The organism is Streptococcus cristatus (assembly GCF_003943815.1).
Classification (GTDB): domain Bacteria; phylum Bacillota; class Bacilli; order Lactobacillales; family Streptococcaceae; genus Streptococcus; species Streptococcus cristatus_F.
This window is the reverse complement of sequence record NZ_RJNA01000005.1, coordinates 76,543-102,067: the sequence shown is the minus strand read 5'-3', so window position 1 is coordinate 102,067 and position 25,525 is coordinate 76,543. Positions and strand designations below refer to the sequence as shown.

The window sequence follows — 25,525 nt, the reverse complement described above, 5'->3', positions numbered from 1 at the left end:
AATAGGAGGTCAGGATGTCCCAGCCTCCTATTCTTCCTTCATCTGTTCAAAGATATAGAGAAAAAATTCTTTCGAAACTTCGAAATGTCCGTATCTTATCTGAGAAACATATTGGCGCCACTGAGGATGCTGGCGGACTTGTTCAATGGGGCAGTCTTTGACAGGTTGGTAGTAGCTGACATCTCGCCGAAATGGGACAAAGCCTTCAAACATCTCTACTTGGTAGGCAGTGTCATCTAGAATCTTGCCAACTGCTGTAAAGGCCTGCAGCTTTTCCTGACCATTCAGCTGATACTTGGGGCTGTAATACAGAAGATAGTCCCCCTTTTTCATTCGGTTCAATGGTGCTTTCTTTCCATGGCAGACTTGGCAAAATCCACCTTCTACACCTTTTAGCACATGTTCTTTTGATACGACACCAATCCAAAATCTAGTCATTTTCTGCCTCCAGTTCTATTAAGAGTTGGTTTAATGTTTCTGTATTATTTTCTAATTTTCCAAAGAACGCCTGATCAATGCCTTCTACCAGAGGAAGGGCTTGGTTGATCTTTTGCAGCCCCATTTCCGTTAGAAGTATGATGTTGGCGCGGCTGTCCTTGGGATGGACTTCCCGCATGATCAAACCTTTCTTGACCAAGAGGCGGATGATTTGGGATACGGTCATAACATCCATGTCAGAAAATTGGGCAATATCGGTCTGACTCACCCATTCTTGCTGACGCAGGAGTGCAGCAAGAGTGGTCAGAACGACAAACTGGGGATGGGTCAAATCAATCGTTCTCAGTTTGTTTTTTATCAGCCCATGCCACTTGTGGTAGGCACGGATAAAGAGCAGACCGGTTGATTTTTTGTATTCATCCTTGTAGATGGAGTTAAATTGCGATTTTTCCATTAGCTTTTCCTCTGGATATTTATAAGTACACTTATTATATTCTAACATCTTATTTTTGTCAATAAAAACCCAGTTTAGACTAAAAAGTCTGAACTGGATCCTGTTTATAGTTTTTCTACATAAATCTGTTGGGCAATCATAGGGCTAACTTGGATTGCTTGGCCGTCTACTTCTAGTTGATAGAGCTGGCTGTAGTCGTCATACTGGAGGAAACGGATTTCTTGGTTTATGTTTAGATTGTGCTTTTCCAGATAAGCCAAAAGCTCAAAGTCGTCGTGGACACGGCGGATGAGGTAGTTACCAGGCTCTTGAGCGGAGGCCAGAGTTTGATGGTATTTTTCTTTCAGCAGCTGGTGTTTGGCTGGGATTGTGCCACCATGAGGGCAGGTCTCTGGGAAATCTAGCATTTTTTCCAAGCCTGCGACAAAGCGCTCAGAAACGGTATGTTCCAGAATCTCGGCTTCCTGATGGATTTCGTCCGTGGTGTAGCCTAGCTTTTGGACCAAGAAGACCTCAATCAATCGATGCTTGCGGTAGAGGTCAGAGACCAGCTGCAGGCCTAGGTCGGTCAGCAGATAGCCGGCCTTTTTGTCCTTGATTAGGAGTTCTTCAGCTAGCATTTTCTTCATCATCTCCGTCACGGCCGGCGGAGAAACCTGCATGTGCTGGGCGATTTCTTTATTGGTGATTTTTCCCTGGCGCGTGCCAATCTCGTAAATACATTTTAAATAGTCTTCTTTATTTGGCGTCATCTTTTGTCCTCGTTGTTTTCCTAAGACTAGTATAGCAAAAAATGCTGAAAGAATACAATTTGAGACCGAAAGTTCCATTGTACGTTGACTTTTACATGAAATTTTGGCATATTTAGAGATAAATAGGAGAGGTATCGAAGGCTGCATGAACCTGCTAGCGGAGTCTTAAACGGTGCTAAAGAAATTTTATATGATGGATGTGGATGGTGATGGAAGTAGAAATCGAGCAATACCGCCTAAAATTACAAGCGATCGGCTGGTCTCAAGCTGCTCTTGATAAAGTTTTTCTGGCAGAAATGGCGTCATTGCCACATGAATCAGCTCGCCAAAGCCTTTTTGAGGAAGCTTTCATATTTGGCAGTCCCCTCTTTCAGAAACTGTGGTCTTTTGAATGTCGAGCAGTCCAGCCCCAGCAAGCTGAGAACTTGTTAGAGCTAGCTATGCTCTATATGGACATGCCTGACGAATTGAGCGGGGAAGCAGCAGAAATTACCAAACTGCTCTCACGTATACATTCGGACTTATCGCCACACGCTCCCTTTTGGCGCCAGTTTTCTCAACCGATTCGACAGGCTTTTTCTCCAGCAGATTTTATTGCAGACAGTGGCAATCAAAGGTTAAAAGGTCAGTTGCACCAGTTTCGCTACGTCATTTCCAGTCAGCAGGCCCAGTGGGTCAGACAGCATTTTCGCAAGCCGGGGATGACAGATGGCCAGGCTCTCCTAGCCTATTTTCAGGCGCATCCTGACCTAGACTGCCAGCTCTGGGAATCTTCGAGGCTGCATAATAAAGCCTTTGTCGATAAGGGCAAGGTGACCTACCCAGACCATCAGCCCTATCAGGCCAATATCAAGATTCTCCATCGTTTCCATACTGAGTTTATTCTGGATAGGGAAGGGCACTTTCTCAATATCCTAGATCCAGAAAAGAGCAGTCAAAATGGGCTAGTCAATGGAGCTAGTTTTAATTATGGGAAGAAACCCTCGCTTTTCAATCATAGTTCCCATTATTATTACGATGTCAAAAGTCCAGCCCAGTGGGATCCCCAGTTTCGCAGGCTGGCGATTCGAAATGGAGGGCAAGCTTTCAAAGCCCCTCAGAATAATCGAGGATCGGCTGGTTACCATACGGCTAGAAGTTGCTATGCAATTGCGGGGAAAAGTGCTAAAAATCAAGTAGATGCCCAAGTAAAAGATTTTGAAAAATCATTAGTCAAAAAGTTAAAAGGGCAAGCTTATCTCAAATATTTATGGAATAAAGTGAAAAATAAGTATCTGAGACTATAGAAATGAGGTGGGAAGATGCCGATTAAAATGATCGCTACGGATATGGACGGTACCCTTTTGGATCCGAGAGGCGAGCTGGATTTGCCACGCCTGACAGCAGTTTTAGACCAGCTGGAGGAGCGGAACATCAAGTTTGTCATTGCGACGGGCAATGAAATTCAAAGAATGCGCTTATTGTTGGGCGACTTGACAGAGCGTATGACCCTGATCGTCGCCAACGGCGCTAGAATCTTTGAAAAGAATGAAATGTTGCTGGGCACTTTCTGGCAGCCTGACTTGATTGCGGATACGCTGGCTTATTTTCAGGGTCAAGAACGAGAGGTGCATCTGGTGGTCACTTCCACTAAAGGTGGCCTTGTTCAGGACGGCACTGATTTTCCGATGATTAGCAAGATTATGACAGAGGAAATGGCGGCCCATTTCTACAAACGAATGAATTTCGTACCCAATCTGCAAGATCATCCGTTTGAAGAAGTGCTAAAGATGAGCGTTATGGTAGATGAAGCGCAAGCAGCAGAGATTACGCGGCAGATCAATACAGCATTTGCCGGAAGATTGAGTGCTGTGACCAGTGGCTATGGTGCGATTGACATTATCCAAGAAGGCCTTCACAAGGCCTGGGGGCTTCGTCAGCTCATGGATCGGTGGCAAATCAAAAGCAAGGAAATCATGGCTTTTGGCGACAGCGAAAATGACTTGGAAATGCTGGAACTAGCGGATTTCTCCTATGCTATGGAAAATGGGGACGAGAAGATTAAGCGCATTGCCAGTCGCTTGGCACCAGCCAATTCAGAGGCCGGCGTTTTGCAGGTAATTGAGCAATACTTAGAAAAAGGAGTCTAAATGGCAGTTCAACTATTAGAACAGTGGCTTTTAAATGAGCAGGCAAAGATCCAGAAAAATTATCGGGATCTGAATCAGCTTGCGGTAAAAGAGCCAGCGATTATTTTTATCGGTGATTCGATTGTGGAATATTTCCCACTGCATGAGCTATTGCAAAGTCCTAAAACCTTGGTCAATCGTGGCATTCGTGGCTACAAGACTGATTTGCTTTTAGAAAACTTGGATGCCCATCTCTTTGGGCAGGCTCTGGACAAGGTCTTTCTCCTGATTGGAACCAACGACATTGGCAAGGAGATGTCTCAGACTGAAACGCTGGCCAATCTGGAAGCAGTTGTTCAGGAGATTTCCCGTGACTATCCTCTGGCTCAGATCCAGTTGCTGTCCGTCCTGCCTGTGAATGAGCAGGAGCAGTACAAAGGGACGGTTTATATCCGAACGAACGAGAAAATTCAAGCCCTCAATCGTGCCTACCAAGACCTAGCAAGCATCTATACCAATGTCCATTTTATCGACCTTTATGATAGCTTCTTGGATGAGGGCGGTCAGCTGCGGGAGGATTTTACGACGGATGGCTTGCATTTGACCATTGCTGGCTATGCGACGTTGTCAAAGGTTCTGCAGCCGTATCTGTAAATGTTTTCTGAAAATATTTTTCTTGGCCAGCTTAATCAAGCAGTTAAAACTGACATTTCAAAACGAGAGTGGGACAGAAATCGGTAATTCGTTAGAATTCGATTTCGTCGTCCCATCTCCGCACAGTTGAGTAGGGCTGTAAAAGCTGATGAAATCAGCGTAGTAGAGCCCACTCAACCACTGCGTCTTGCTCGACAATCTAAAGACAATTGAGAGGCTAGGACTTTTGTTCCAGCCTCGTTTTCTATATTATTAAAGATTTTTGCTTGCTTTAGTCTAGCCACTGGATAAAGGCCTTCTTATCTTGGTGGTTGTAGCCAGCCCGTTTATAAAATTCCCAGGTGCTTTCTTTCTTGGAGCCCGTTAGCAGCATCATTTTGTAGCAATTGGCTTCGGTTGCTATTTTCTTAGCAAAATCAAGGCATTCACTAGCATACCCCTTTCCTCTAAAGTCATGATGAGTGACGACATTTTCGATCAAGGCGTAGGGGCGTAGTCCTCTCGTGAGATTGGGAATAACGACACAAATACAAGAAGAAACAATCTTTCCGTCAAGCACTTTGACTATAATATGATGGTCTGGATCTTCTACCATCCGCTGCCAGACTTTTTGTAAGGTTGGACTTTTTTCTGGAATGGCCGTCTCGTGCAAGGAGAGGTACAAATGGAGTAATTCATCTAGGTCGTTAGGACTGGCTTCTCTGATCATCTTTTCACCTACTGTTTTGGAATATTTTCGTTTACCTAGCAATATTATAGCATGTTTAGCCCTTAAATTTCTAGTTTGCTCCAAATTAAAATCTTCCCCAGTTTCAAAGGTCAGCGAGAGTCACTTTCACCTTTTTCTGAAATCTATTATAATATACATTTCAAAAGTCAGAAAAATCTCATAATTGTTATGTAATAGTTCTAAAGCGTTCCTGAGCATATTCTTATACAAGCGGTGGAAAAAGTGATAAATTTGTAGAGTAAGTTTATTGAAACGTTTTCATTATATTATCTGAAAGTTTTCGATAAATAATTTAATTTTGAAGGAGAGTTATCATTATGACTCAAGGGAAAATTACTGCATCTGCAGCAATGCTCAACGTATTGAAGACATGGGGCGTAGACACCATCTACGGTATCCCATCAGGAACACTCAGCTCATTGATGGATGCTTTGGCTGAAGACAAAGATATCCGCTTCTTGCAAGTTCGCCACGAAGAAACAGGTGCTCTTGCAGCAGTGATGCAAGCTAAATTCGGCGGCTCAATCGGGGTTGCAGTTGGTTCAGGTGGTCCAGGTGCGACTCACTTGATTAACGGTGTTTACGATGCAGCTATGGACAACACGCCATTCCTTGCTATCCTTGGATCACGTCCAGTCAACGAACTCAACATGGATGCCTTCCAAGAATTGAACCAAAACCCAATGTACAACGGTATTGCTGTCTACAACAAACGTGTGGCATACGCTGAGCAATTGCCAAAAGTGATTGACGAAGCTTGCCGTGCTGCAGTTTCTAAAAAAGGTCCAGCCGTTGTTGAAATTCCAGTAAACTTCGGTTTCCAAGAAATCGACGAAAATTCATACTACGGTTCAGGTTCTTACGAGCGTTCATTTATCGCTCCTGCTTTGAACGAAGTTGAAATCGATAAAGCGGTTGAAATCTTGAACAATGCTGAACGCCCAGTTATCTACGCTGGTTACGGTGGTGTTAAAGCTGGTGAAGTGATTACTGAATTGTCACGTAAAATCAAAGCACCAATCATCACAACTGGTAAAAACTTTGAAGCTTTCGAATGGAACTACGAAGGTTTGACAGGTTCTGCTTACCGTGTTGGTTGGAAACCAGCCAACGAAGTTGTCTTTGAAGCAGACACAGTTCTTTTCCTTGGTTCAAACTTCCCATTTGCTGAAGTTTACGAAGCCTTCAAGAACACTGAAAAATTCATCCAAGTCGATATCGACCCTTACAAACTTGGTAAACGCCATGCCCTTGACGCTTCAATCCTTGGTGATGCAGGTCAAGCAGCGAAAGCAATCCTTGACAAAGTAAACCCAGTTGAGTCTACTCCATGGTGGCGTGCAAACGTTAAGAATAACCAAAACTGGCGTGATTACATGAACAAACTCGAAGGTAAAACTGAGGGTGAATTGCAATTGTATCAAGTTTACAATGCAATCAACAAACATGCTGATCAAGACGCTATCTATTCAATCGACGTAGGTGACACTACTCAAACATCTACTCGTCACCTTCACATGACACCTAAGAACATGTGGCGTACATCTCCACTCTTTGCGACAATGGGTATTGCCCTTCCTGGTGGTATCGCTGCTAAGAAAGACAATCCAGATCGCCAAGTATGGAACATCATGGGTGACGGTGCATTCAACATGTGCTACCCAGACGTGATCACAAACGTTCAATACGACCTTCCAGTTATCAACGTTGTCTTCTCAAATGGTAAATATGCCTTCATCAAGGACAAATACGAAGACACAAACAAACACTTGTTTGGTTGTGACTTCCCTAACGCGGACTACGCGAAAATCGCTGAAGCTCAAGGAGCTGTTGGATTTACAGTTGACCGTATCGAAGATATCGATGCAGTTGTTGCAGAAGCTGTTAAATTGAACAAAGAAGGTAAAACTGTTGTTATCGATGCTCACATCACTCCACATCGTCCACTTCCAGTAGAAGTACTTGAGTTGGATCCAAAACAATACTCAGAAGAAGCTATTAAAGCCTTCAAGGAAAAATACGAAGCAGAAGAACTCGTACCATTCCGCCTCTTCTTGGAAGAAGAAGGATTGCAATCACGCGCAATCAAATAATTCCTCTTATCGAAAATCAAATTTGAAGTTTGTAGATTTCATTCTATGATTTTCTTAGAGCGGAACTTGAAAAGATCGGAGCAATCCGATCTTTTTCTTTGTCTTTTTACTTATCACAAGATTGTGATAGTTTACATCTTCATAACAAAGGGATAAAAGGACTTGATTGTTTTGGACTATCGTTATAAAATATAACCGAAAAATGAAAGAGGTATTAAAAATGTCTGAAAAACAAATGAAAATTTTAGGTTGGGTTGCAACCTTTATGTCCGTAATGATGTATGTGTCCTATTTTCCACAAATCATGAACAACCTAGCGGGGCAAAAAGGGAATTTTATCCAACCGCTCGTCGCAGCAATCAACTGTAGTCTTTGGGTTTACTACGGCTTGTTCAAAAAAGAAAGAGATATTCCGCTTGCAGCTGCCAATGCACCAGGTATCGTTTTTGGCCTAGTAACGGCCATCACGGCTTTGATTTAAGAGGAATAAGAGAAGACTGGTTTTCGGTCTTCTTTTTTGTTTCAGGAGAGGCTAATTGCCTTTTTCTTAAAAGACGGTTTTTTAAAAAACGGGACTCTGAAAATCTTTTGTATTAATTTAAATAGTAGAATAGTATCATTGTTTCGCAGTATTTCACAAGTAAAGGTCTGGATATTGGGGTATAATATAAGTAAATGAAGAGATAAAATAAGAAAGTGAGTAGAATTATGACTGAAAAACTGACTTTTCCGGATGGTTTCTTGTGGGGCGGAGCGACAGCTGCCAACCAGTGTGAAGGTGCTTATGATGCGGATGGTCGTGGGCTGGCTAATGTAGATGTGGTGCCGATTGGTGAGGACCGTTTGGCCATCATCACGGGTAAGAAAAAGATGTTTGACTTTGAGGAAGGCTATTTCTACCCTGCCAAGGAAGCTATTGACATGTACCATCGCTTCAAGGAGGACATTGCCCTCTTTGGCGAGATGGGCTTTAAGACCTATCGGCTGTCCATTGCTTGGAGTCGGATTTTCCCTAAGGGGGATGAGCTGGAGCCCAATGAAGCTGGCCTGAAATTTTACGAAGACCTCTTTAAGGAATGCCATAAGTACGGTATTGAGCCCTTGGTGACTATTACTCACTTTGACTGTCCCATGCACTTGATTGAGCAATATGGTGGTTGGCGGAGCCGTAAGATGCTGGAATTTTACGAGCGTCTCTGCCGCACTCTCTTTACCCGCTACAAGGGCTTGGTCAAGTACTGGCTGACCTTCAATGAAATTAACATGATTCTCCATGCACCATTTATGGGGGCGGGGCTCTGCTTTGAAGAAGGCGAAAATGAGGAGCAGGTCAAGTATCAAGCGGCCCATCATGAGCTGGTCGCGTCAGCCATTGCCACCAAGCTAGCTCATGAGATTGATCCAGAAAATAAGGTCGGCTGTATGCTGGCGGCGGGGCAAAATTATCCTAATACCTGTCATCCACGCGATGTATGGGCTGGTATGGAGGAAGACAGGAAAAATTATTTCTTCATCGACGTGCAGGCGCGTGGTGAATATCCTAACTATGCTAAGAAAGCTTGGGAGCGCGAGGGCATCACTGTCGAAATGACAGAAGAAGATCTGCAGCTGCTCAAGGAGCATACGGTGGACTTCATTTCCTTCTCATATTACTCTAGCCGGGTGGCTTCGGGCGACCCTAAGGTCAATGAGCTGACGGAGGGCAATATCTTTGCTTCTCTCAAGAATCCTTATTTGGAAGCTTCTGAGTGGGGCTGGCAGATCGATCCACTGGGCTTGCGCATTACGCTAAATACCATCTGGGATCGCTATCAAAAGCCCATGTTTATCGTGGAAAATGGTCTGGGTGCAGTGGATACTCCGGATGAAAATGGCTATGTGGCTGATGATTACCGGATTGACTATCTGGCGGCCCATGTCAAGGCCATGCGGGAAGCCATCAATGAGGACGGTGTGGTTCTGTGGGGCTACACGACCTGGGGCTGTATTGATCTAGTATCAGCTGGTACTGGCGAGATGAAGAAGCGCTATGGCTTTATCTATGTGGACCGGGACAATGAAGGAAGAGGAACACTCAAACGTTCTAAGAAAAAATCCTTTGACTGGTACAAGGAAGTCATCGCGACTAATGGAGCATCTGTGAAATAACATCAAGGAGGCTGGGACAAAAGTCCTAGCCTCTCAATTGTCTTTGGATTGTCGAACAAGACGCAGTGGTTGAGTGGGCTCTACTACGTTGATTTCATCAGCTTTTACAGCCCTACTCAACTGTGCGGAGGTGGGACGACGAAATCGAATTCTAACGAATTACCGATTTCTGTCCCACTCTCTTTCTTTTGCATCGTTTATATTTGATTGACTTGCTGGCTCATCCTTGCTACACTAGTTTTATCAAGCTATTGGAGAGTGATGATGGCCAATCTTTTACTAATTGAAGACAACAATGATATTCATGAGATTTTGAAAAATCTCTTTACGCAGGATCATGTCGTGTTTTCAGCTTATTCTGGAACCGAGGGACTGCGGATTTTTGCGGAAGAAGAGATTCATTTAGTTCTGCTGGATATTATGCTGCCGGGAAAAAATGGCGACGAGGTGCTGAGGGAAATTCGCAAGACCAGTCAGGTGCCGGTAGTCATGCTGACCGCCCTGGGCGAAAAGAGTCTCGTGAGCCAGTATCTGCTGGACGGTGCCAATGATTACATTGTCAAGCCTTTTAATCTAGACGAAGTGGCGGCGCGTGTCACAGTCCAACTGCGAAGTAATCAGCAGTCTCAGCCTAAGCCTACTGGGGAGACCTTGATCAAAAACATCCGCCTTCTACCAGATACCTTTGAAATTGCTTCTGGTGACCAGTCCATGCGGCTAGGGAAAAAGGAATTTCAGATCTTCCAGACCTTGCTGGCTCATCCTAAAAAGATTTTTACCAAAGAGGAGCTGTATGAGTCGGTCTGGGAGGAGACCTATCTGCCAGGCGATAATACGCTCAATGCCCATCTCAGCAATCTTCGTAAGAAATTAGCCCAGCTGGATAGTTCGACAGATTATATCGAGACCATTTGGGGTCTGGGCGTGCGGCTCAAGGAGGATTAGCTATGTGGTTAATTATAGCCTTTGTGCTCATACTCTTCTTGTCAATCATGCTGGTTCGCTATCATCTGACGATTCGTAGTCTGACCAGCCAGATCCGTGCTAAACGTCGCACAGGAAGTCAGGTTCGGCTGACTTTGAGAGATCAATCTCCGAGCCTAGTGGCTCTGATTGACGAGGTGGAGCAGCTTTTTCAGGAAATTGATAAGATGTCCTTTGTGACCCAGCAGGAAAAGAAAACCTTGGACATGGCTATCAGCAATATTGCCCACGATATCCGAACGCCACTGACCATTGCTAGTGGCTACACGCAACAGCTACTCAAAGATGCTGATAAGGACCAGATGGACCAGCAGTTGCAAAAGATTGCGGATAATCTGGGTATGGTATCCAGGCGCTTGGAGGCTCTGATGGAATACCGTCGCTTGATGGAAGGAGCTATTCGACCGAAGTTGCAGCGAGTAGATCTATCCCAGCTGGTCACCCAGCAACTCTTTGCCTATTATGATGCCTTTCAGCGAGCAGGGATTGATTTAGATGTGGATCTGTCTGAAAATCTGCTTTTGGAAACGGACAGTGACATCTTTGATCGAATCATCCAGAACATGCTCAGCAATGTCCTCAAACATGGCCGAGAAACAGCCAGCATCAGTCTGAAAAAAGAAGGACAAAAGGTCATTTTTCAGGTCAAAAATAAGGTTCAGAAGCCTATTTTGCATCTGGATAAACTAACCAATCGCTTCTATTCTGAAAATCTCTCCAGCAGTGAGGAGTCGTCTGGGCTGGGCCTTTATATCACCCAGCAGCTGGTCGAAATCCTGGGTGGTGACTTGACCATTCAAGCAGAGGACGATTGGTTTGAATTGATTGTGGCCTTATAAAAAAGAATCAGCTAGTCAGAAGATTAGCTGATTGTTTGGTTTTAGAGATCTTTTTTCTTGAAAATGAGGAGGCTGTTGCCTAGGAAGAAGACTGCTATGCCAATCGCTACCAAGCTAGCTTGCAAAACAGCAGCAGGATCCGCAGCCATCTCTATTCCAAATCGTAAGGTTAAATAGCGGAACAACTCTATATGGGGATAGAGTAAGACTGGAAAGGCAAGCAGGGCGCTTCCGATAAAATAGGTAACAAAGACCGCAGCAATGGAATGGCTGAGATAGAGGACGAAGGACACGATGCCAATCCAAGCGATGGTCACAATGAGTTGGACGAGAATGGTTACTAAAAATTGGCCAAAGAAACCTGCTGGAGCTGTTCCAATTCCGTTGATAGAGCTAGCGATAATGAAGGATAGCCCTAGCAAGAGAATGAATTGGAAGATGGCGACAACAAAGGAGACCAAAGTTTTAGATAGGAAGAACTCTGTCCGTGAAATACCGTGAGCGAGGCTGTTTTTATAAAGCTTGCGGGACAAGTCCACACCTAATAAGAGGCAGACGACAATGAGAGTGAAAAATATAATACTGTCAGAATTTCCAGAGAAATGGGCAAGAGCATTGATACCCGTCATTTTTACTGGTGCTTGCTGAGTGATGTTTTGTCCATCCGTCTCAATGGATGTTCCAAATCTGCTGGTAACCTTATAGAGGACGCCGAGCAGGATATTGGCTAGCAAAACGAACTCGGTAATCCAAAAGCCCTTGGAGTGGAAGAGACGGTAAAAGTCAGCGCGAATGGTTTGAATCATGATAGACCTCCCTGGTTTTGATCAAGTAAATCTGTAAAGAAATTTTCGAGATTTTGTCGTGCATAGTAGATTTCTTGAATGACTAAGTCAGCTGTGACCAACTCTTTTACGATATTGTTGATGTTATGTGAGTGAGTAAAGACATGGATCTCATTGAGAGCATTGACCACCTTGATGCGGTAGCCTAATTGGTCTTGGAGTAGCCGGCTGGCTTCCTCCAAATGATCCGTTTTCAAGACGATATAATCTTCGCTTTGTTCTTCAAATTCAGCCTTGGAAATTTCCTTGATCATATGGCCTTGGTCGATGATGCCAAAGCGCGTAGCGACTAGATAAAGCTCAGATAGGATATGACTGGAAATAACAAAGGTCATGCCCAGCTCTTCATTGAGCTTTTGGACAAGCTGGCGAAATTCCTTGATGCCGACGGGATCTAGTCCGTTGATAGGTTCGTCTAGAATCATCAAATCTGGCTTAGACAATAAGGCAATGGCAATTCCCAAACGCTGCTTCATACCGAGAGAAAAATCTCTGAATTCCTTCTTGCCAGTATCTGTTAAGTTCACGTATTCCAAGGTTTCTTGGATGGCCTTCTCGGCATTAGGTATCTGGCGGAGTTTGCAGTAGTAGCTGAGATTTTCGTAAGCGGTCAAGTGGTTGTGGGCAACGGGCGTTTCAATGACCGAGCCGACCCGCTTGAGGGCTTGTGTCCATTCTGCCTGATTGCTGGAACCAAAGAGAGACACGGTTCCGTTGCTGGCATGCATCAGCTGGGTCATGATTTTGATCAGAGTGGTTTTACCGGCCCCGTTTTTACCGATGAGACCGTAGATATCTCCTTTTTTGATGGTCAGATTGACATCGCTCAGAGCCTGCTGCTGGCCGAACTTTTTGCTGACCCCTTGTAAAACTAAAATATTTTCCATGGTTTTACTTCTCCTTTTTGAATTATCTTTGGAAATCCTTTCCTCACTACCTAGTATATCGGACACTTATTAAGTATTCATCAAGCATTTCTAAAATATTTCTAAAATCTTGAAATAGCAGGCCTACTTCTTGTCTTAGCGGACTGAGGCCTATAGAAAAGAGAGTGAGACAGAAATCGGTAATTGGTTAGAATTCGATTTCGTCGTCCCACCTCCGCACAGTTGAGTAGGGCTGTAAAAGCTGATGAAATCAGCGTAGTAGAGCTCACTCAACCACTGCGTCTTGCTCGACAATCCAAAGACAATTGAGAGGCTAGGACTTTTGTCCCAGCCTCAATCATCTATTTCCAATTCATAAAGGCCTCGCAGTGTGTTGCAGGCGTAGATTTTTTCTGCTGATGTCAAGTCGTCTAGGCTGAGAATTTTTTCTGTGGCCTGACCTGTTGCTAAGAGATGCTGGCGATAGATGCCATTCAAAAGGCCTAGCTCGACTGGTGGCGTATAGAGGTGGCCGTCTAATTGGAGAACTAGGTTGCCGATGGAGCTTTCTAGTAGCTGCCCTTGGGCATTGTAGTAAATCTGCTCCTGCTGGCCCAAGGATAAATGCGGCCGATAGCTGGTTTTAAAGTAGGTGAAAGGCTGTTGTAAGTCGGCATTTTGTGGAACGAGAATGGCTTTGCAGAAAGCTTCTGGGAGTGTTTGCAGCTTTTCTAGCTGGCAGGTCACTTTTCCAGATTTTGCGATGGAGATCCGCAGGCGGTAGTCCGTACTTGGATCCAGTTCCGCTAAGGTTTGGTTCAACTCTACCTTCAGTTTTTCCTCATCAAATGGATAAGCAAAGTAACGGGCGGATTCTCGTAGACGCTTCAGATGTTGGTCTTGGAAGGTCAGTCGGCCTTGCTCAACCTTCCCTGTCGTAACTAGATCAAACTGCGGATTTTTCCGATAAAGAACAGCTGATTTTTGCTGGGTTTCGATGTACTCGGATTCCCATGTGCTATCCCAAGTGATGCCACCGCCAACACCGTAAATCGCCTTGTCAGCCGCAAGCTGAATGGTGCGGATGGCCACATTGAAAATCCGTCTCTGGTCTGGCAGACAGATACCAACTGTACCGCAGTAGACACCGCGGGCGGCTTTTTCGGTCGCCTTGATGATAGCCATGGTCGAAATCTTTGGAGCACCAGTGATAGAGCCACACGGAAAGAGGGCATCAAAAATTTCTCCTAGGCCAATCTCGGGCCGCAGCTGGCTCTTGATGGTGGAGGTCATTTGCCAGACAGTGGAATACTGCTCGACCTGACAGAGGTGGTCGACTCGTTCACTACCAATCTCTGAAATGCGGTTCATGTCGTTGCGCAGCAGATCAACGATCATCATATTTTCCGCTCGGTTTTTAGGATCCTGACGGAGCCATGCAGCCTGCTCCAAGTCCGCAGCGACTGTCAGACCGCGATTGGTAGTGCCCTTCATCGGCCGTGTTGTCAGCTCACCTCGGTGCTCCTTGAAAAAGAGCTCAGGACTGATGGATAAGACTGCTTGATTATCGTGCTCTACGTAGGCATTGTAGGCGGCATTTTGCTCGACGACCAGACGGTTGTAAATAGCCCAACTGTCTTGCGGATTAAGCTCTGCGCCTAGCTGCAGGGTGTAGTTGACCTGATAAGTATCGCCTTGACGGATATGATGGTGAATGGTTCCGATGGCCTTTTCATACTCTTGCTCTGTCGTCAGACTCTGCCATTGCACCGGCATTTCTACCTCATCGTATGCCAAAGGGAATGGTGCTTCATCAGCCTTGTCATGAATGGTAAAGTAAATCAGGTACTCGCCCAGCAGAGGGGCTTTATGGACCTGGAGTTTTTCCTCAAAAGCAGGAGCGGCTTCGTAGCTGACATAGCCGACTGCATAAAATCCTTTTTTCTGCCAGTCTTCGACCTCTTTCAGAATCTCTCTAACTTCGGCTAACTCGCGTGTTTTTAGCTCTTTGATGGGCTGGCTGAAAATCAAGCGCCGACCCAGTTCTTTAAAATCAATAATCGTTTTCTTGTGCATGAGTTTATTGTATCATAAGATAATTTGAATGAAAACGGATTTATCGGATGAGACAATGTTTGTTTTATAATAGTTGACAGATTAGTGAGTGTGTCGGTATACTAATTTAAAAAAGAAAGAATGAGATGCTTATGAAATCAAACAAATTGCTATGGATAAATGGAATTGTTGGCATTTTAGGAGGCCTTCTGATCATTTACGCTTCTTCTAATAGATGGCACTGGGAAATTATTAATTTAGTTCCTAAACTAATAGAAAACCCTGGCTGGGGCGATATGGTTGTATTGACCAGCTGGCTGCTTTTGGGACTTTCTATCGTCGGAATGTATCACTATAGCAACGACCCAAGAGTCAATAAGACGAGTCATGAGCTTCTATTCTGCGCCTCTGTCATGGGATTTATTCCTTTTCTAGCTATATTTGCAGGCCTTCTATCCATAGGAGCTGGGGTTCTATATCTTCAAGATTTTTAAAAATTTGAGAGTGATGGCAAAGTTGACTGACCCATGTTTCCTCCTGCTCGAAAGCCCTCGAAAATTATGATAAAATAAGGAAATGACAAAACTGTAAAGGAAGCCTTATGAAAAAAATCAATGAATCCTATAAACTCATCGTCTTTGCGGCGCTTGCTCTGGCTTTGGTTCTCTACATTGGAAATATCTGGTCGGGCCTGCAGAGTCTGACGTCGGTATTTTCACCCATTATACTTGGTGGAGTCCTAGCCTTTATCTTTAATGTGCCGATGAAAAAGCTGGAAGACTTCCTAGACAAATGCCGTGTCCCCCAGAAGCTACAGCGCAGTTTGGCCTTGGTTTTGGAGGTGCTGATTTTAGCTCTCATTATGACGGGGATTGTCTCTATCGTTGTGCCGACTCTGACCACGGCGGTCAATCAGCTGAGCGAAACAATCGGTAAGGTAGCGCCGCAGCTAGCCAAGTGGTTGCAGCAGTCTGGCTTGCTTTCCTCTAGTCAGTTGAAAGATTTGACCAAGCAGCTGCAAAACAGCGACATTGTCAACCGAGCCATCTCTCTTCTGGGCAGTCTGACAGGTAATATCTCAGCTATTTTTGGCAATTTCTTTTCTGTCATCATGTCTATTTTTCTCATGTTTGCCTTCTTGAGTAGCAAGGAGCATTTGCAGACAATCACTAGCCGTCTCTTGCAGGTCCTGCTTCCTGAGAAGGCTGTCAAACGCTTATCCTATGTGGGTTCTGTCATTGTTGAGACCTATGATAAGTTTCTGATGGGGCAGATGATTGAGGCTGTCATTGTTGGTGTTTTGGTCTTTATCGCCTACTCTCTGACAGGCCTGCCTTATGCGGCCTTGACAGGAGTTCTGGCTGGAGTGCTCTCTTTCATTCCCTACATCGGGCCTTTCTCAGCTTGTGCTCTAGGAGCTATCTTTATCTTTACCGATAGCCCTTGGAAAGCCCTCCTTTCTATAGCAGTCTTTCAGCTGGTGCAGCTGATTGAGGGCAATATCATCTATCCGCGCGTGGTCGGCCAGTCCGTCGGTCTCCCAACTCTCTTTACCCTTGCTGCAGCCCTGATTGGGGGTAACCTCTTTGGTTTGGTCGGCATGATTTTCTTCACGCCTATCTTTGCGGTTATCTATCGTTTGGTTAGAGAGTTTGTTGTGGAGAAGGAGGAGAGGAATGAAAGTGGGAAAGTTGCCTAATTACATAGATGATAAATTTGCAAAAATAGGAGCTTAATTATGAAATGGAGTAAAACAAAGAGTCTTATTACACTGCTAGTATTAGCAGGTTTATCTTTGTTATCTTGGACTCTCTACCTCTACTGCAATAAACAATATTACGGACAATTCCATAAGTATACGGGTAAAGCAAAGATTGATGATTATGAAATGATTGCGGATGGTGCGGGCGCTATTGTCCATTGGGTTTCAACGACTCCGGACGAAGACAAAAAAATGGAAGAGTTTGGGAGTTACGGATTTGTACAAAATACTCGTGTAGGTTCTCGATATATATTGCGTCAGAATATGAAATTAAAAGATACTCCTTATTATTTACAGGAGCGACCAATTGATGGAGCTTACTGGACTTTGAGTATTTACCAAGTTAAGGGCATGAAGCTTGAGGAGGAGACGGAGTTGGATCTTTACAAGCTGGTAGAAGATTACAATGTGGATTATATACCAGCAGAGCTAGGGGATATTTATACTTGGAAAGGACAAGAGTATTTAAAGATTCAGATACGGGATTTAAAGAATTATCAAAATACTAAACCACTTTTTCTTAATTTGCAAAATAAGAAGATTGAGGAAAATGAAATTCTAGCTCAAGACTTTAACAGAAAGTTGGGAGTAACAACATCAACATCTTGGGATGATAAAGCTAATGGTATTAAAACTGTTTCTGTTGGTGGGGAGTTCTCGATAGATAAAGCTTTTTTGGAACAGACTCAGTTTTCTAAGAGCTCAAAGCCCTATAAGCTCTTAGAAAAAGGAAATGCGACTGTATTTATTTTGAATTCTAAAAATAGTGCAGTGCAATTTGAGCGTGAGGCAACCGTCTACAGCTTATTTTTGCCGTCTACGGTGAATGTATATGAAGCTGTAAACATTCCCTCAGAACTGTCTGTTGACAGTCAGGAGCATATCGTCAACTCTAAAGAAGAGTTTGACAGATACTATGATATTGAAAAGGCTAGGAAGCTGTATCACGAAACAGAATAATCAAGACAAGCAATTGAAGAAACCAACGAGATTTTATTCTCGCTGGTTTTTCTTTTTCCAAGCTCATAACTTCTACCTATAGCAAACAATAATTTTGTTCAATGGCAGTTGTAAAATAAGGTTTTCTGATCTAGAAGATGACAAGGGTATAGTTTTAGGCTATATCAAACTCTGGGAAATTCCAATTATACAGAGGGCGGATTTTCTGTTAAGATAGTTTCAACAACAATTTTTGGAGGACGTTTATGTCAACGACTATCATTGGTTTCCCTCGTTTGGGTGAATTTCGCGAATTAAAATTTACAACTGAAAAATACTTTAGAAAAGAAATCTCAGAAGAAGAACTCCTTGCGGCAGCAAAAGACTTGCGTGCAAAACACTGGAACATTGTCAAAGAAAAAGGCATCACTGAAATCCCATCAAATGACTTTTCACACTATGACAACTTCCTAGATGCAGCTTTCCTCTTCAACGTGGTGCCTGCTTCAGTTCAAAACTTGGACTTGACTGACCTTGAGCGCTACTTTGCCTTGGCGCGTGGTTACCAAGGAGAAAAAGGGGATGTGCGTGCCCTTCCGATGAAGAAGTGGTTCAACACTAACTACCACTACATCGTTCCTAAATTTGAAAAAGATACTCAAGTAAAACTTGCAGGTCACAAAATCTTTGATGAGTTCCAAGAAGCCAAAGAACTTGGCCTCAATACTCGTCCAGTCCTTGTAGGACCATTCACCTTCCTTCAATTATCAGACTTCGAAGAAGGTGTAAAGGCAGAAGACTTCGTAGACAGCTTTGTGACTGCTTACCAAGAAGTCTTTGCAAAATTGGCTGAACTTGGTGCGACTCGTATCCAATTGGATGAAGCAGCTCTTGTCAAAGACTTGACAGCTGAAGAAAAAGCTCTCTTCTTGAACATTTACAACAAACTATTGGCTGACAAAAAAGGTCTTGAAGTCTTGCTTCAAACTTACTTTGGTGACGTTCGTGACGTCTACAATGACCTTGTGAACTTGCCAGTTGATGCGATTGGTTTGGACTTTGTTGAAGGTAAGAAAACTCTTGAGCTTGTTAAAGGTGGCTTCCCAGCGGACAAGACTCTTTATGCAGGTATCGTCAATGGTAAAAACATCTGGCGCAACAACTATGAAAAGAGCTTGGCTATTCTTGAGCAAATCCCAGCTGAAAACATCGTATTGACAAGCTCATGCTCCCTTCTTCATGTGCCATTTACAACTGCTAACGAAGAATTTGAGCCAGCTATCTTGAACCACTTTGCCTTTGCAGTTGAAAAATTGGAAGAACTTCGTGATTTGGATGCTATCCGCAATGGTCAAGGTGCAGAAGCACTTGCAGCTAATAAAGAACTCTTTGCAACTGAACGTGTTGGTGAAAATGCAGAACTTCGTGCGCGTATCGCTGGCTTGACAGACGCAGACTACACTCGTTTGCCACTCTTTGCTGAACGTGAAGCGATCCAAGAAGAAGCCTTCAAACTTCCAGCTCTTCCAACAACAACGATCGGTTCATTCCCTCAAACTAAGGAAGTCCGTGCCAAACGTTTGGCCTTCCGTAAGGGTGAATTGTCACAAGAAGAGTACGACGCTTTCCTTGCTGAAACTATCGACGAATGGATCAAATGGCAAGAAGAAGTTGGATTTGACGTACTGGTACACGGTGAGTTCGAGCGTAACGACATGGTTGAGTACTTCGGTCAAAACTTGTCAGGTTACCTCTTCTCTAAAAATGGTTGGGTACAATCATACGGTATGCGTGGGGTGAAACCACCAATCATCTGGGGCGATGTCACTCGTCTTAACCCAATCACTGTGAAATGGTCTAGCTATGCACAAAGCCGTACTGACAAACCTGTTAAAGGTATGTTGACTGGACCTGTTACCATCCTTAACTGGTCATTCCCACGTGAAGACATCTCTATTAAGGATTCTACTCTTCAAATCGCTCTTGCTATTAAGGATGAAGTTCTTGACCTTGAAGCTGCAGGCGTGAAGATTATCCAAATCGATGAGGCTGCTCTTCGTGAGAAATTGCCACTCCGACGTAGCGACTGGTACGAAGACTACCTTGACTGGGCTATTCCAGCCTTCCGCTTGGTACACTCAACAGTAGCGCCAGATACTCAAATCCACACTCACATGTGTTACTCAGAATTTACAGATATCATCCCAGCTATCGACAACATGGATGCGGACGTTATTTCTTTTGAAGCCAGCCGTTCAAACCTTGAAATCTTGGACGAACTCAAAGCGAAAAACTTCCAAACAGAAGTGGGACCTGGGGTTTACGATATCCACTCACCTCGTGTGCCAAATGAAGGTGAAATCGACCACACAATCGAAGCCATTCTTGCCAAAGTACCAAGCAAGAAAGTTTGGATTAACCCTGACTGTGGTTTGAAAACACGTGGTATCCCAGAAACAAAAGAAAGCTTGATCCGCCTTGTCGAAGCGGCTAAAGCAGCTAGACAAAAACTGAATTAATATTATTTCTACATTTAAACTCAGCTCTGATAAACCTGCAACAAAGCTGTTTGCAGGTTTGTTATAGGCTGCTAGTTAGTAGATTGAAAGGAATTTTATCTCTATGGTGAATCGCCAAACTCCTAGTCTCTCATTTGAAGTATTTCCTCCTAATCCGGCAGTAGGCAATGATAAGATTTTTCAGGCGTTGAGGGAGATGCAAGACCTGGCTCCCCACTTTATCAGTGTGACTGCCAGCAATAATAAATTTGATATTGAGGAGACAACGGTTCGTTTGGCTGAGTTCATCTCCAATGACCTTGAGATTCCAACGATTGCCCATTTGCCAGCTGTTTATCTAACCAAGGAAATGGTGTCCAATATCTTGCAGGCTCTGGATCGTGTTGGAGTTAATCAGATTTTGGCTTTGCGAGGCGATATTTTTCCAGATGTGGCGCCTAAGGATGATTTTAGATATGCGACTGACTTGATTGAGTATATCAAGACAGCAGCACCGCATTTTGACATCATCGGAGCCTGCTATCCAGAAGGCCATCCAGATTCTCCAAATCAGATTTCGGATATTCAAAATCTGAAGAAGAAAGTGGATGCGGGCTGCTCTAGTCTTGTCACTCAGCTCTTCTTTGACAATGAACGTTTCTATGATTTCCAAGACAAATGTACCTTGGCTGGGATTGATGTTCCGATTCATGCAGGTATCATGCCGATTCTTAACCGAAACCAAGCGCTTCGTCTTTTGAAAACGTGTGAGAATATTCATCTTCCGCGCAAATTCAAGGCTATTCTGGATAAGTATGAACATGATCCAGAATCTCTGCGGACAGCTGGTTTAGCCTATGCGGTGGATCAAATTGTCGATTTGGTGACCCATGATGTAGCAGGGATCCATCTCTATACGATGAATAACGCGGCAACAGCTTACCATATCTATAAGGCGACCCATGCGCTCTTTAACCATACCCCATCCGTTCAATCTTTTTAAGATGAATGAAGAAACCACTAATCAGATTCATTTGCTGTTTAGTGGTTTTTGTTTATAGATTTTGATCATTTAGAAGCTGATAAATGATAGAGTCGTTCTTTTCTTGCTTGCTAAAATGTCTTATTTTGTTTATATTAGTTTTATAAGCTTTCTTGGAGGCGTTTACATGACCGAAGATCGTTTGAAGTTGAAATTGTTGGGAAATCCGAGTATTTTTCTTAATCAGGAGGAAGTCTTTTTTCCTTTTGCCAAAATCAATGCTTTGCTCTATTATCTCCATATCAATGGGACAGTCAATCGGGAGGAGATTGCGGGGATCCTCTGGGAAAACAAGGATAATCAGACTGCCAAAAAGAATCTGCGCAACACAATTTATCAAGCCAATAAGCTACTAGGTGGAGAATGGATTGTTGCTCCCAACCGGACTGTGCTGTCGCTTAATCCCGAGTGTGCGATTGAAAGTGATGTAGAAATTTTCACGAACCATCCAGCGGAGCATCTGTCGCTCTATCAGGGTGATTTTCTGCAGGGCTTCTATCTCAAGGACAGCGAGGCTTTTGATTATTGGGTGTCCAAGATGCGGACGCGATATGAGCAGATCTATATCCAAGCTTGCTACCAAAAGTTGGAAAAAGAACCGTCAAATTTGGAGGAATCAGAGCGAAATCTGCGTCGTATGATCAGTATTGATGAGTTTGATGAGAAGAATTATCATCTGCTGATGAAGCTCTATCAGGAGAATGATCGACCTGGTAAGGTGATTGAGACTTATTATAAATTGGTCAATCTCTTGGACAAGGAATTGGGGATTAGTCCGAATGAAGCAATTCAACAGCTGTACCATGAAGTGATGGCTAAGGATCGCAGTGAGCGCAAAATCAAGCAATTTTTACGTAATACGGACCACTTTTTTGGTCGAGTGGATGAAATCAAGCGTTTGGAATCTTATTTTTCTAAGATTTTAGAGAGGCAAGAACCTCGTGCGCTGCTCTTAGTCGGTGGTACTGGTATCGGTAAACGGACAGTAACCCGACAAGTACTGGCTAATCAGACCAAGTATTTCCAGATTGTTATGGCAGAGTGCTTCAAGGAAGAAATGACGGTCGGATTGCAGCCTTGGCGCAGTCTGCTAGATGGCTTGGGCGACTTAGTCATTCAGCATCAGATCCTTTCGACCAGCCAGTGGCAGGTTATTTTGGATAGTTATTTTCCGATGATGGCAGGTGAGGCTTCGGATTTTGAGCTGAATACGGATCGTCTGGCTTGGTTTGTACTGGATATTTTGCAAAAGATTTCTAAGAAAAAGGCTCTGGTGATCTTGGTTGAGGACTGTCACTGGATGGATGAGGCTAGTGTGGCTGTTTTAGAGCAGGTTATGAACCATTTGAGGGATTATCCAGTAGCCTTTGTGCTGACCAAGCATCTGAGTACGCCACCTTATCTTGGACGTTTTTTCAATCGCTTATTGCTTCGTAGCCAGCTAGACTGCATTGAACTGCAGCCGCTGGATTTTAAGGCAAGTGTGGCGTATTTGCAGGCCCAGACGGGACAGTTAGCTATATCTGAAGAACGGCTTGAGGCTATTTATCGGGTCAGTCAGGGCATTCCTTTCTTTTTATCGGAGTATGCGGAACAGCTTCTGCGAGGTGAGAAATTCCAGCCATTGACCTCAGCTATTAAAGCAAAACTATCTCTGAAATTAGGCTATTTGAGCAGCCAGGAGGAGGAATTGGTTGACTATCTGGCTTGCTTTAGTTCCCCTGCTTCGGTTGCGCTCTTAGCTAAGTTGCTAGGCCTATCTGTGGAAGAAGTGGTCGAAATTGCGGAAGGATTTGGGCAAAAGCAGCTTTTAATAGAAGAGGAGCAGGAGGAATTGGTTTTACGATTCAGCCAGGAGCTTTTGCGGATTTATGCTTATGAGCGCTTGCCGCTTGCCAAGAAGCGGATGCTACATCACCAGATTGCCCAAGGCATGGAAGACCAGCTGGGAGTCTCTCTCTATCATGCTCAGCTGCTCAATGACATTGCCTATCATTATAAGATGTCTAAACAACCGATTAAGTCTTTGGAGTATGAGTTGCATTATCTCGAGGCCACCTTGCAGTTTCATCATGAGCTATTTCCGATTTATTCACGGGAGTTTGGCTTTATCGAAAAGACGGATGATAGCAATCAGTCTGCGGTTTTAGACCAGTTTGACCGTATCCGTCGGGAGATAGAGGACTTAGAAAGAAAACACCAGAATCACAAAGATTTTCAGCTATTGGTTCTCCGTTTTCTCTATCTGGAAGGGCGCTATGCCATCCGGACGGGGAATTACCAGCAGGGGATGGACAACATCCAGCAGGTGATTGCTTCTGCTAAAGAGCTACAGCAGATGGAGTTTCTCCTAGAAGGCTATCGGCAGATGATTTACTATTGCATACAGACGGAGAATATTCCTGAGATGCGCTATTATACGGAGTTGGCTCTGGATGCTTCGGTTCAGGCCAATAATCACGAAGCTATTGCAATGAATCTTCGACTTAAGGGGCTTTATCATCTCATGATTGGAGATGAGGAGCAGTCGCTCCGTCATCTCTACCAGTCTATCGATTGCTTTAGTTTGACGGCTTCGTTGCGCTCAAAGTATTCGATTCAGATTGCGGCGGCTCTAGATTATCTGGCAGAGATTGAGCAGATTCGTGGGAATTTCACGACAGCGCTGGCTCATCAGAAAGAGGCGATTGAGCTGACGGAAAATAAAACAGCAGAGCCTTCGATTTTTGCTTTCTATATAGGCTTGGGGCTGACTTATTATCAGCTAAAGGATTATGAAAAGGCGGAGCGAATCTTGCTGAAAGCGAAAGTAGCCCTGAAGTCGCTCAGCTTTCCTTGGAAGGAGACCCAGCTGGAAGTTTATTTGGCCTTGATTGGCTGCGAGAAGGGGGATTACCAGCCGGTGCTTGATCTGCTGCGGAAAAAGGATAGTCTCATTAGTCGCTATGGCAATCCGCGGGACAAGGGCTTGATCTACTATCTGATGGCTGTGATCAAGTATCGCCAGCTAGCTGGGAGCTTGCAGGAAGCTGGTTTTGAAAATTTACTAGCTCAGGACTTTGAAACCTACTATGAAACGGCCAAGAGTCAACTCAATCCTTATCGCGACCGCCACCAGCTAAAGGAATTAGAAAACTTACGTCGAACCTTGTCTTAAGAATTGAACACAAATAAAAGAGGATGAAAGCAATGTTCATCCTCTTTTGATGTTCTTAATGAAGTTTTTAAATCCCCATTAATCATGTACTTGTGCCCAGACTTGGGTTAGGTAAAAGACAAAACTTGCCGCTAGGTTGGCCGTGTGGTTATCTATATCGTGAGGTGGAGAGACTTCGACGATGTCAAAGCCAATCAGTTTGCCTGACGCAGCGATGTGCTGGAAGACCAGCACAGCCAGATTGGGGTCTACCCCCAGTGACTGAATGGCACTTACACCAGGAGCAGCGCCAGCTGCAAAGCAGTCAATATCAATGGTTAAATAGACCTGCTCCTTATCGGCTAGAAAAGCATCAACTACCTTGCAGACTTCCTTGTGACCCATTTGGTAAATGTCCATTCCAGTCAGGAACTGGATAGCCTTAGATTTGGCTACAAAGTCAAAGAGAAAGAGATTGTTATTATGCTCCTGAATCCCTAGGATGAGATAGTTAAAGATCTGTTTCTGAGCTAAGGTATCATCAAACATTTGACGAAAACCGGTACCGGAGTTGGGACCCGTCTGATCGTAGGGGCGTAGGTCAAAATGGGCATCCATATTGATCACAGCTAAGTTTTGGTCAGGATTTAGTGACGACTTGAGACCTAGATAGTTGCCGTAGGCTGTTTCGTGACCGCCGCCTAGAACGATGGGTCGGAGATTAAGCTCTCGCAGGCGTTTGACTGCTCGTGCCAAGCTTTGCTGCAGTTGTCCCAGAGAGCGGTTAGGCCCGTCGATATCGCCAACGTCAAAGACGCGAACGTTTCTACCTAGATGCCAAGGAAGTTTGGCCAGCTGAGTTCGGATAGCTTGTGGTCCTTCGACAGCCCCCACTCGGCCGTTATTGATATAGACACCCTTGTCGCTCTTGAAGCCAATCAAGGCAAAGTTTACCCCTTCAAAAGGAGTTAAGCTAAGATCATTTAAGTCCAGAAACTCAATGACCATGCCCCACTTAGCAGTATATAGATTGTCCTCTGGACCTCGCTGATAGTAACGGTTGTCTAGCTGATAGTAATCTTCTAACATAATTTTGTCCTTTTTGATAACGATAGTTGCGACTTTATTATAAGAGTTTCCGCTAAGCCTGTCAATGGTTTTTGGCGGGAAAAGAAGCCCAAC

At 44.2% G+C, this 25,525-nt stretch carries 22 protein-coding genes; 14 read left to right on the top strand and 8 right to left on the bottom strand.

From position 1 onward, the window contains the following. Positions 1-27: 27 nt before the first annotated feature. From D8872_RS04585 to D8872_RS04575, 3 genes are all read right to left on the bottom strand, one after another. Positions 28-438, bottom strand: a complete 411-nt coding sequence (locus tag D8872_RS04585; RefSeq protein ID WP_125390122.1) for an EVE domain-containing protein — start codon at positions 436-438, stop codon at positions 28-30. After that, a complete protein-coding gene (locus tag D8872_RS04580; RefSeq protein ID WP_125390121.1) occupies positions 431-892 on the bottom strand; it encodes a MarR family winged helix-turn-helix transcriptional regulator in 462 nt (153 codons plus the stop codon). The genes D8872_RS04585 and D8872_RS04580 overlap by 8 nt, the downstream gene beginning before the upstream one ends. Positions 893-996: 104 nt before the next feature. Further along, entirely contained in the window at positions 997-1,644 is a 648-nt protein-coding gene (locus D8872_RS04575; RefSeq protein WP_125380244.1) for a metal-dependent transcriptional regulator, read from the bottom strand. 203 nt (positions 1,645-1,847) lie between these two features. Here D8872_RS04575 and D8872_RS04570 point away from each other — a divergent pair, with 203 nt between their 5' ends. Genes D8872_RS04570 through D8872_RS04560 form a run of 3 tightly spaced genes read left to right on the top strand, consistent with a single transcriptional unit; the run spans position 1,848 to position 4,406 of the window. Continuing rightward, a complete protein-coding gene (locus tag D8872_RS04570; protein WP_376739489.1) occupies positions 1,848-2,930 on the top strand; it encodes a DUF3114 domain-containing protein in 1,083 nt (360 codons plus the stop codon). A gap of 15 nt (positions 2,931-2,945) precedes the next feature. Further along, positions 2,946-3,773 carry a Cof-type HAD-IIB family hydrolase gene (locus D8872_RS04565; RefSeq protein WP_125390119.1) on the top strand — a complete coding sequence of 276 codons (828 nt, stop codon included), beginning with the start codon at positions 2,946-2,948 and terminating at the stop codon, positions 3,771-3,773. Beyond that, on the top strand, positions 3,774-4,406 hold the full coding sequence (locus D8872_RS04560; RefSeq protein ID WP_125390118.1) for an SGNH/GDSL hydrolase family protein: 633 nt from the start codon (positions 3,774-3,776) through the stop codon (positions 4,404-4,406). A gap of 271 nt (positions 4,407-4,677) precedes the next feature. Here the strand turns inward: D8872_RS04560 and D8872_RS04550 are convergent, their stop codons facing one another. Further along, entirely contained in the window at positions 4,678-5,115 is a 438-nt protein-coding gene (locus D8872_RS04550) for a GNAT family N-acetyltransferase (RefSeq protein ID WP_125390117.1), read from the bottom strand. Between the two features lie 338 nt (positions 5,116-5,453). On the opposite strand from D8872_RS04550, the gene spxB reads away from it, so the two are divergent. The 5 genes from spxB (at position 5,454) to D8872_RS04520 (ending at position 11,200) form a co-directional block, all read left to right on the top strand. Then, positions 5,454-7,229, top strand: a complete 1,776-nt coding sequence (spxB, locus tag D8872_RS04545) for a pyruvate oxidase (RefSeq protein WP_125390116.1) — start codon at positions 5,454-5,456, stop codon at positions 7,227-7,229. 220 nt (positions 7,230-7,449) lie between these two features. Beyond that, the gene (locus D8872_RS04540; protein WP_001291473.1) at positions 7,450-7,710 is read left to right on the top strand and encodes a SemiSWEET family transporter; all 261 of its coding nucleotides are present in this window, start codon (positions 7,450-7,452) and stop codon (positions 7,708-7,710) included. Positions 7,711-7,937: 227 nt separating this feature from the next. Beyond that, the gene (locus tag D8872_RS04535; RefSeq protein WP_125390162.1) at positions 7,938-9,377 is read left to right on the top strand and encodes a 6-phospho-beta-glucosidase; all 1,440 of its coding nucleotides are present in this window, start codon (positions 7,938-7,940) and stop codon (positions 9,375-9,377) included. A 264-nt stretch (positions 9,378-9,641) separates the two neighbouring features. Next, positions 9,642-10,322: a response regulator transcription factor gene (locus tag D8872_RS04525; RefSeq protein ID WP_125390161.1), complete on the top strand. Its 681-nt coding sequence runs from the start codon at positions 9,642-9,644 to the stop codon at positions 10,320-10,322. Positions 10,323-10,324: 2 nt separating this feature from the next. Next, positions 10,325-11,200, top strand: coding sequence for a sensor histidine kinase (locus D8872_RS04520; protein ID WP_125390115.1), 876 nt, complete (start codon positions 10,325-10,327; stop codon positions 11,198-11,200). Between the two features lie 41 nt (positions 11,201-11,241). Here D8872_RS04520 and D8872_RS04515 read toward each other — a convergent pair whose 3' ends face one another. The 3 genes from D8872_RS04515 to pabB all read right to left on the bottom strand — a co-directional run bounded on the left by D8872_RS04515 (position 11,242) and on the right by pabB (position 14,987). Next, on the bottom strand, positions 11,242-12,006 hold the full coding sequence (locus D8872_RS04515; protein WP_125390114.1) for a lantibiotic ABC transporter permease: 765 nt from the start codon (positions 12,004-12,006) through the stop codon (positions 11,242-11,244). Further along, positions 12,003-12,932 carry an ATP-binding cassette domain-containing protein gene (locus D8872_RS04510; RefSeq protein ID WP_125390113.1) on the bottom strand — a complete coding sequence of 310 codons (930 nt, stop codon included), beginning with the start codon at positions 12,930-12,932 and terminating at the stop codon, positions 12,003-12,005. Before D8872_RS04510 ends, D8872_RS04515 begins: the two co-directional genes overlap by 4 nt. A 333-nt stretch (positions 12,933-13,265) precedes the next feature. Continuing rightward, the gene (gene pabB, locus D8872_RS04500; RefSeq protein ID WP_125390112.1) at positions 13,266-14,987 is read right to left on the bottom strand and encodes an aminodeoxychorismate synthase component I; all 1,722 of its coding nucleotides are present in this window, start codon (positions 14,985-14,987) and stop codon (positions 13,266-13,268) included. Between the two features lie 131 nt (positions 14,988-15,118). On the opposite strand from pabB, the gene D8872_RS04495 reads away from it, so the two are divergent. From D8872_RS04495 to D8872_RS04470, 6 genes are all read left to right on the top strand, one after another. Next, a complete protein-coding gene (locus D8872_RS04495; protein ID WP_185761388.1) occupies positions 15,119-15,460 on the top strand; it encodes an insulin activator factor in 342 nt (113 codons plus the stop codon). Positions 15,461-15,567: 107 nt separating this feature from the next. Continuing rightward, positions 15,568-16,665 (top strand): AI-2E family transporter, encoded by a 1,098-nt coding sequence (locus D8872_RS04490; protein ID WP_125390110.1) that lies wholly within the window; start codon positions 15,568-15,570, stop codon positions 16,663-16,665. Positions 16,666-16,704: 39 nt separating this feature from the next. Beyond that, a complete protein-coding gene (locus D8872_RS04485; RefSeq protein ID WP_125390109.1) occupies positions 16,705-17,688 on the top strand; it encodes a hypothetical protein in 984 nt (327 codons plus the stop codon). 245 nt (positions 17,689-17,933) lie between these two features. Further along, on the top strand, positions 17,934-20,186 hold the full coding sequence (gene metE / locus D8872_RS04480) for a 5-methyltetrahydropteroyltriglutamate--homocysteine S-methyltransferase (protein WP_125390108.1): 2,253 nt from the start codon (positions 17,934-17,936) through the stop codon (positions 20,184-20,186). 103 nt (positions 20,187-20,289) lie between these two features. After that, entirely contained in the window at positions 20,290-21,168 is an 879-nt protein-coding gene (gene metF, locus D8872_RS04475; RefSeq protein WP_125390107.1) for a methylenetetrahydrofolate reductase [NAD(P)H], read from the top strand. Between the two features lie 166 nt (positions 21,169-21,334). After that, the gene (locus D8872_RS04470) at positions 21,335-24,364 is read left to right on the top strand and encodes an ATP-binding protein (protein ID WP_125390106.1); all 3,030 of its coding nucleotides are present in this window, start codon (positions 21,335-21,337) and stop codon (positions 24,362-24,364) included. A gap of 78 nt (positions 24,365-24,442) precedes the next feature. Here D8872_RS04470 and hutG read toward each other — a convergent pair whose 3' ends face one another. Next, positions 24,443-25,432, bottom strand: a complete 990-nt coding sequence (gene hutG, locus D8872_RS04465; protein ID WP_125390105.1) for a formimidoylglutamase — start codon at positions 25,430-25,432, stop codon at positions 24,443-24,445. Positions 25,433-25,525 lie beyond the last annotated feature (93 nt).